The 3,641-nt window shown below is 62.0% G+C and carries 6 protein-coding genes; all 6 read left to right on the top strand.

Going from position 1 to position 3,641, the window contains the following annotated elements:
* Window positions 1-428: thiamine-phosphate kinase (locus tag OC610_RS23220; RefSeq protein WP_264431152.1), on the top strand; the 428-nt coding region annotated here is incomplete at its 5' end.
* The gene (locus OC610_RS23215; protein WP_264431150.1) at window positions 425-928 is read left to right on the top strand and encodes a phosphatidylglycerophosphatase A family protein; all 504 of its coding nucleotides are present in this window, start codon (window positions 425-427) and stop codon (window positions 926-928) included. The genes OC610_RS23220 and OC610_RS23215, both read left to right, overlap by 4 nt.
* An 11-nt stretch (window positions 929-939) precedes the next feature.
* Complete coding sequence (locus OC610_RS23210; RefSeq protein WP_264431148.1) at window positions 940-1,698, top strand: substrate-binding periplasmic protein; 759 nt, start codon at window positions 940-942, stop codon at window positions 1,696-1,698.
* 109 nt (window positions 1,699-1,807) lie between these two features.
* Window positions 1,808-2,425: a GTP cyclohydrolase II gene (ribA, locus tag OC610_RS23205; protein WP_030140454.1), complete on the top strand. Its 618-nt coding sequence runs from the start codon at window positions 1,808-1,810 to the stop codon at window positions 2,423-2,425.
* Window positions 2,422-2,841: a hypothetical protein gene (locus OC610_RS23200; protein WP_030140453.1), complete on the top strand. Its 420-nt coding sequence runs from the start codon at window positions 2,422-2,424 to the stop codon at window positions 2,839-2,841. The genes ribA and OC610_RS23200 overlap by 4 nt, the downstream gene beginning before the upstream one ends.
* Entirely contained in the window at window positions 2,841-3,626 is a 786-nt protein-coding gene (locus OC610_RS23195; protein WP_264431147.1) for a cobalamin-binding protein, read from the top strand. The genes OC610_RS23200 and OC610_RS23195 overlap by 1 nt, the downstream gene beginning before the upstream one ends.
* The last annotated feature ends 15 nt before the right edge of the window (window positions 3,627-3,641 follow it).

The following is a 3,641-nucleotide window of genomic DNA, read 5'->3' as shown; positions in this document are numbered from 1 at the left end:
AGGTCGCCGGGCCGCTGCTGGCGCATTACTGGTCACCGCAGCCGCAGGTCAACCTCGGCCTGGCATTGCGGGGCAAGGCCAGTGCGGCGATGGATATTTCCGATGGCTTGCTGGCCGATTGCGGACATATCGCGCAGGCGTCGGATGTGGCACTGACTGTTGAACGGGACCGACTGCCGCTGTCCAACGCTCTGGTGGCATTGCTCGGCCAGCCGAGCGCCCAACAGGCGGCACTGAGTGGTGGCGACGACTACGTGTTGTTGTTTACCCTGCCGCCGGTCCGATTATCGGCGCTCCTGGCCGAAGGTTGGCCGATCCATGTGGTCGGCGAGGTCAGCATCGGGCACGGCGTCGCGCTGGTGGACAGCCTTGGGCGCGACATCACCCCGCAGATACGGGGCTATCAACATTTTCGGGAGACACCGTGACAGATCATCCCAATCAGGTTCCGGCCGAGTTTGTCCCGCCTTCGGTGTGGCGCAATCCCTGGCATTTCATGGCTTTTGGCTTCGGTTCAGGTACTTTGCCTAAAGCACCGGGCACCTGGGGCTCGCTGGTTGCGCTACCCTTCATACCGGTGTGGCAGATGTTGCCGGATTGGGGCTACTGGCTGATGCTCGGCATCACCATGCTGTTCGGCTTCTGGCTGTGTGGCAAGGTGGCGGATGACCTGCGGGTGCATGACCATGAAGGCATCGTCTGGGACGAAATGGTCGGCATGTGGATTACCCTGTGGCTGGTGCCGGAAGGCTGGTACTGGTTGCTGGCGGGTTTCCTGGTGTTCCGCTTCTTCGATATCCTCAAGCCATGGCCTATCCGCTGGATCGACAGGCATGTACACGGGGGTGTCGGCATCATGCTCGACGATGTACTGGCCGGGGTGTTTGCCTGGCTCGCAATGCAAGGGTTGGTGTGGTGTTTTACCTGAGGGAACCAGGCATGGGCGTAAGCCGCGCACTACTGCTATTGCTGTGTTTAGGGGCGCTGCTCGGGGTTCCGGCGGCGGAATCGGCGCCGCTGCCCGGCAAGATCCGTGCGGCCAGCGAAGAGTGGTCCGATTACACCCAGGCCGATGGCCAGGGCATGGGCTGGGACATCTTGCGTGCAGTGTTCGAGCCTGAAGGCGTCAAGCTGGAGACCCGTACGGTGCCCTACACCCGTTCGATCGGGTTGGTGCAGCGCGGGGAGATGGACGCCCAGGTCGGCGCCTACCGCGATGAAACCGAAGGGCTGCTTTACCCGCATTGGCACTACGATGTCGATCATATCTATGCCCTCGGACTGGCCTCCAAGCCGTCACCGACCCTGGCGACGATTGGCAATTATCGGCTGGTATGGATGCGCGGTTACGAATACAACAACTACCTGCCCAATATCCGGCGTTTCAATGAAATTCACCGCGCCGTGGGTATCTTGCCGATGCTCGCCCATGATCGCGCCGATTTTTACATCGATGCGTTGATGGAGATCCAGGATGTGCTCGCCAAGGCCGACGATCCCAAGCAATACAAGCTCTCGCCGCTGATCAACCTGCCGTTGTACCTGGGCTTTGCCAACAACGAAAACGGCCGTGCGTTGCGTGCGTTGTTCGATCGACGCATGGAAGTGCTGGTGAAGAGCGGTGAGTTGAAGCCGATTTTCGAACGCTGGAAGCAACCCTATCCGTTTGATGAAAACGGCAAACCACCGAAGCCGTGATCAAACTTTTCGATCGTTATGCGCGATAATTCAGCCTAAGCGTCCATCGGATCGTGCTGTTACAATGCCCGCCTCTGCGAATCTCCAGTACTAGATCAGGAGCACACCGGTGCCTGTCGTTTTTGTTGCCGCTTCCAAGCTGCCAACGCCTTTTGCGCAATTCACCATGCATGGTTTTCTCGATGAAGCCACCGGTCGCGAGCACGTTGTGCTGAGCCTGGGTGATTTTGCCGACGGCGCTCCGGTACTCGGCCGCCTGCACTCCGAATGCCTGACGGGCGATGCCCTGTTCAGCCAGCGTTGCGATTGCGGCTCGCAACTTGAAGCCGCCTTGCAGGCCATCGCCCGTGAAGGCCGTGGCGTGTTGCTGTACCTGCGCCAGGAAGGGCGTGGCATTGGCCTGCTGAACAAGATCCGCGCCTATGAATTGCAAGACGGCGGTGCGGACACGGTGGAAGCCAACGAGCGCCTCGGTTTTGCCGCCGATTTGCGCGACTACAGCATCTGCCTGCCGATGCTGGAGCACCTGGGTATCAAGTCCTTGCGGTTGATGACCAACAACCCGCGCAAGGTCAAGGCGTTGACCGACATGGGTATCGTGGTGGCCGAGCGCGTGCCGCTGCACACCGGTCACAACCCGCACAACAAACTCTATCTGGCAACCAAGGCCAGCAAGCTCGACCACATGATGGGCAACGAGCACCAGGGCGAGGTCGACCGGGCGTGACGCGCGGCCAAGTCCGGCGGCGCCTGGCCGTCAGTTGGTGGCAGTACCTGGCGCTGGCCTTGCTGCCGCTGTTTGTGATCAACGCGGTATTTGGCCAGGGCGAGGCTATTCTGCCAGTGCTGGCGATGCCGCTGTTCATTGCAGGCGTGGCGTCGATGTTTGTCAGCCTGCGGTTCTTCGGCGGCTATAAAAACGCCCTGATCGCCACGCAAAAGTCCCTCGATACACCTGAAGAACCCCAAGCCTGGATCACCCTGGCGGCGCGGCGTCGCGCAGCCTTCCTGGTGGCAGGCCTGCCGGCCTGGATTGGCGCCTTGGCAGTGTTCGTCGGCCTCGAAGCGGTGCCGCTGATGCTCCTGGCGTTGTCCACCGCTGTGTTGTTCTACCTGTATCGCATCCCGCGTCAGCTCGGTTGATGCGTCTTTGGCTGGCGGTCCTGCTGCTGGCCGCCAGCGCCTCGACGGTGGCGGCGCCCCGTGTGGTCAGCCTGGCGCCCTCGCTCTCGGAAATCCTTGTCGAACTCGATTCCGCCGACCTGCTGGTGGGCGTGCTGGATGGCGGTGAACGTCCGCCGGTCCTGAAGGATGTTCCTTCGGTTGGGCGTTATGGCCAGTTGGACATGGAGCGTTTGCTCAGCCTCAAGCCTGATCTGCTCCTGCTCTGGCCGGGCAGCGTGGGCCCGGTGCAGCGCGAGCAACTCAAGCGACTGGGCATTGCGACCTACGTCGCCGAACCCCATAGCCTCGATCAACTCATCACGCAAATCGAAGACATCGCCACGCAGCTCGGCCGCCCGGAACGGGGCGTGCAGCGCGCGGCGCAGTTGCGCGCACGTCTTGAGGCGCTGCGACAACGCTATCGCCGGGACACGCCAGTGCCGGTGTTCTATCAGGTCTGGGACCGGCCGCTGTACACCGTCGGGGGTGGGCAGATTATCAGTGACGCGCTGGCCGTGTGCGGCGCCCACAACGTTTTTGCCGACCTTGCTCTGCCGGCACCGCAGGTGAGCGTGGAGTCGGTGTTGCAGCGCAAGCCGCAGATGATCCTGGCCACGGACCAGGCGCAGCTGGACGCCTGGAAAACCTGGCCGGTGGCGCAGGGGCGGCTGCTGTTGGTCAATGACAAGGGGCTGGAGCGGCCCAGTGGACAGATGATCGAGGCGACGGCGCGGTTGTGTGAGTTGATAGCGCCGGACAGATAGACCGCGGCGCCTGCA

It is taken from the genome of Pseudomonas agronomica, assembly GCF_025917275.1.
In the GTDB taxonomy this organism is placed as follows: Bacteria; Pseudomonadota; Gammaproteobacteria; order Pseudomonadales; family Pseudomonadaceae; genus Aquipseudomonas; species Aquipseudomonas agronomica.
Note: the sequence above shows the minus strand (reverse complement) of the source record. Positions and strands in the feature narration are given on the sequence as shown.